Genomic DNA, 3,583 nt, shown 5'->3' with positions numbered 1-3,583 from the left:
AAGATCATCACTCAATGCTCGTGCCATCACCGTCTCCATCAGGGAAAACGGTGAATCACATTCCCCCTGCAGTGTCACCTCTCGATTCAGAGTTCAGTGGAACTGCTCTAGAAGGGCTGTGTCCCTGATTGCTACGCGGTTGCGCTGACGCTCTCGAAGAAGGGAAGCAGCGTGCATTGTAGACGATATTGGCCTGACCGATCTTCATGGAGGTTCGCATGATACCGACCGTGCGGATGGACAGTCCCGTTTGTGATTTCTGATCAGCAAAGATGTGCTTGACACGGGAATGGATGATCGACTTTCCAGCATTGGCTTTTGATCGACAGGCCGTGTCGGTCCAGACGCTTGAGGCTATATTGGGTTTATCCAGCTAGGCCCTCGCGTAATCTGGCATCATCACTGGTGGCGTCGTCGTCGGCTTTTCCTTTCCGGATCAGCCTGAAATTCTGGTCTGTGGAGAGATGCGATTTGTAGCAAGAACGGAATGGCAAGGTCCGTTGCGGGGAATGTTCCGTCATTCTGTCCCTTTGCTTTAGTGACTTCAGTGTCCAGCGTGCACGACAACCCTTGTGGGTTCGTCCTTCCCGCAGATCCGTCGAACTGTGGCGTATGACGCAGGCGGTACGTCAGGCGGGTCGTATGCCCGAAATGGCCGACCTGTCCATCGCGGCGACAGCGATGGTGAAGGGCTATGTCGTGCTGACCCGCAACCTGCGACATTTCCAGGGAATGGGTGTCACAGCCCTCGATCCCTTTGAAAGCCTGCCATCTCAAAGAGGCTCGTTTTACTCAAAGCTGAGGCGAAGCGCGTTCGCGTTGCCTGCACGCTTGTAGCCTATGGAAGTTTTCATCCGGCATCCGGATCACAGGGCCAGTGCTTGTCTGAGATCGTTATGCTCGAATGCGCTTGCCATACGCTGGATCTCCGCTGACCGGGCGCCGACTTCCCTGGCGGTCTCCCGCCATGTCGCGGTGACCGTCGCCACCTCCTTGATGACGGCGCGTGCCTGAGGCAGCGTAAGGGCGAAGAATTCCGATGCCGCTTCAAGAAGATCGACGGAGCAGGTTCCTTCATCAAGATCAATGTTTGTGGTCAGTACCCGGGCCTTGAGATCGGCCGGAACAGGGTTGAGATCATAGGCTGGAGAAAGCGACCATCCGGCCTTTCCCTGCCACAGGAAACCATGATTGCGCAGATGATCGTCGACATTCGAGATCAGAACATTGAAAACCACGCGCCGATAGAGGGCGTGGGCGTCCGTCTTTCCCTGTGCGCCGTGTCGTGCAAGGGCGTCCACGATTTCCGGGTAACTCCCCCGTTCTCCGTCTCTGGCGCCCATCATCGCCATCGCGGACAGGAACGGAATACGGGTGGCGCCGTCACGGTCGAAACGCTGTGAGAGAAGAACCGCTTTGCCGGCGACGTGGATCAGTTTGTGTCGTGGGGTAGCAATGCCAGCCTGCCCGGCCAGTCGCAAGGCGATCTCCTCCCAGGTTTCCATACTGTAGTCGTCAGTCTCTTTGGGAAACTTGGCGATGGAAAGATGGCCGTGCTGGTCTATGACTGAGGCTTTAGGCCGCGCGCCACCAAGGGAAGAGCCGGGAGCGAAAATGAGCTGAAGGTCTTCGTCAGTTTCCTCGTCACGAAGAATGCGCTCGGTGATATGAAGCAGGCGGCCAAGGTCGATCAGAGCAGGGACGCCACCCCGGATGGGCGCCTGAAAGACCGTGTCTCCCATCCAACGGAAGCGGAGTGCTCCAAGCCGGGTTTCATCAGCCACTCCGAGCAGATAGTCACTTTCCGTGAGGGTGCGAACGGCGCGACCTTCACGGTTTGCGAGGCGACGTTCAGCCCGCTGCATGAGACGACGCCCCCAGGTGTCCGGAGCTGAGTCGCCGATGGACCCGAAAGTAGACAGTCCGGCTGGAGGCGCGAAGGCCCCGCGTGTTAGCGCGAGCGCCGGTTCCAGCGAAAAGCGTCCAGGATTCTGGAGCCATGCGTCGTCATATTCGAACAGGATCGTCTCTGTGCCCCGGACGCGATTGCTTCTTGCAATCCCGACTGACCGTGTCTGGCCGTTCAGATCAATATGCACTTCAAAGTCAGCCATCGCGTGACGGTCCAGTGTCTCGTTTGAGATGGATGTGTTTCGGCAAAGCCGCGCTGGCCAGTGCCTGTCCGACACTATCATGGCTGATGTCAGCAATCTGGCTCAGGCCGTCGAGCAACCCGAGGGCCTGGAGGACGCTGGCATAGATGCCGATGCTGACACCGGCATCCCCGGCTTCGATCCGCTGTAGTGTCGAGCGTGAGGTGAAGGCGCGCTCTGCCACCACGGCCATGGGCAATTTGCGGCGGCGGCGAGCGTCGTGGATATCAGCGCCCAGCTTGCGCAGGGCGCGACGGACAGAGGCGGGCGGGATATGCGGGGTTGGCATTTGTCATCTTCATGCTACATTAACTACGAATGTGTAGCACGAAGATAGCGTTTTTTCAAAAATCTCTCCATGGCTGTGGATATTGCATAGTCTTCAGGAATCTGCGGCCAGAGAGAATGCCTGGCGGGTTATCTGTGCGGTGTCCTGAAGCGGGCACATATGCCGACAGGCATACAGAAACCTTCGTCCCAAGCGATCAGTTTAATGGCCCAGTGGCTGTGATGCGGCCCGGTCGTTCGATAACAATGCAGGCTCGTCCGCAATCGTCTCCGTGACGTCCGGCACGCGACGGAGGCCTGTGACGGCGAGACGCAGGACAGGCAGCATGAGAGACTGGTAATCAGGAACGGCCATGATGCTGGATCAAACCTCGTATTCGTATTGCCATCGTGGTTGAAAGCGGTTTTTATAATCCGCTTTGGATTCATCGAAATAAATGACCGTCCAGTCCGCCAATTCCGCCTTGATCGCGCGGGCGATTTCCAGACCGTCTTGGGCGAAGGCTTCCATATCGAACGGTGGGCTGTTTTCCTCAGGCTGGAAGTCATAGTCATCATAGCGTTGCGCCCATGCACGAAGCCGCTCCCGCAGTCCCTCGCTGACGGGGAGTTCGTCTGCACATGTCGAGCAGCCGTCGCGATGCCAGACGCCTTCACAGCCGTATTCGCCCATGATGCGAACCCATTTTTCGTCTGCGAGGGACGGTTTCTCAGCCATGCTTTTCTGTCTGCCGTTTCCTGGGAAGTGACATGTCTTGAGTGGACTGTTTGCGGCCTCTTTTCGGTTTCGTATCCGCAGCACGTTCGGCCCGGATACGGTTGAGCAGGACGCTGGCGGGTTCGTCGTTCGGGTCTTGAGGCACGAGTTCGCCCCGGAAGGCTTTGGCGATAAGGGAGGATTCTAGGCGGTCGAGGAGGGTTAGGGCACGTTGGGCCTCGGTTTCGAGGCTCACTTCGGCTTTAATAGTCGCCGTGAGTCTAGCTAAGCGTTGCTGGCGAATAGAGGCTGTAGGGAGAGGTATATTTATTTGTCTTAGTGTCTGACCGAAAATGAGTTGAGTGATTTCAGCGGGTTATGATTCATGGGTTTGCGATAACCTGATGAGATCAAGATGGCCTGGACTGAAATCACCCGAGCGCAG

General features: G+C 57.2%; 5 protein-coding genes and 1 pseudogene. 1 reads left to right on the top strand and 5 read right to left on the bottom strand.

Annotated features, from left to right (window positions below):
• Nucleotides 1-131: 131 nt before the first annotated feature.
• Nucleotides 132-596 (bottom strand): annotated as a pseudogene (locus GOB85_RS19520) (IS5/IS1182 family transposase); the annotation flags it as partial.
• 16 nt (nt 597-612) lie between these two features.
• Here GOB85_RS19520 and GOB85_RS18450 point away from each other — a divergent pair.
• Nucleotides 613-837: a PIN domain-containing protein gene (locus GOB85_RS18450; protein WP_173578827.1), complete on the top strand. Its 225-nt coding sequence runs from the start codon at nt 613-615 to the stop codon at nt 835-837.
• Between the two features lie 29 nt (nt 838-866).
• On the opposite strand, the gene GOB85_RS18445 is transcribed toward GOB85_RS18450, so the two are convergent.
• From GOB85_RS18445 to GOB85_RS18430, 4 genes are all read right to left on the bottom strand, one after another.
• Entirely contained in the window at nt 867-2,114 is a 1,248-nt protein-coding gene (locus GOB85_RS18445) for a type II toxin-antitoxin system HipA family toxin (protein WP_173578828.1), read from the bottom strand.
• Nucleotides 2,107-2,442 carry a helix-turn-helix domain-containing protein gene (locus tag GOB85_RS18440; RefSeq protein WP_173578829.1) on the bottom strand — a complete coding sequence of 112 codons (336 nt, stop codon included), beginning with the start codon at nt 2,440-2,442 and terminating at the stop codon, nt 2,107-2,109. Before GOB85_RS18440 ends, GOB85_RS18445 begins: the two co-directional genes overlap by 8 nt.
• 201 nt (nt 2,443-2,643) lie before the next feature.
• On the bottom strand, nt 2,644-2,796 hold the full coding sequence (locus tag GOB85_RS18435; RefSeq protein ID WP_173578830.1) for a hypothetical protein: 153 nt from the start codon (nt 2,794-2,796) through the stop codon (nt 2,644-2,646).
• A 9-nt stretch (nt 2,797-2,805) separates the two neighbouring features.
• The gene (locus tag GOB85_RS18430; RefSeq protein WP_173578831.1) at nt 2,806-3,159 is read right to left on the bottom strand and encodes a hypothetical protein; all 354 of its coding nucleotides are present in this window, start codon (nt 3,157-3,159) and stop codon (nt 2,806-2,808) included.
• Between the last annotated feature and the right edge of the window lie 424 nt (nt 3,160-3,583).

The sequence above is a fragment of the Acetobacter fallax genome, from assembly GCF_011516735.1.
Classification (GTDB): domain Bacteria; phylum Pseudomonadota; class Alphaproteobacteria; order Acetobacterales; family Acetobacteraceae; genus Acetobacter; species Acetobacter fallax.
This window is presented reverse-complemented; position numbering and strand designations above follow the sequence as displayed.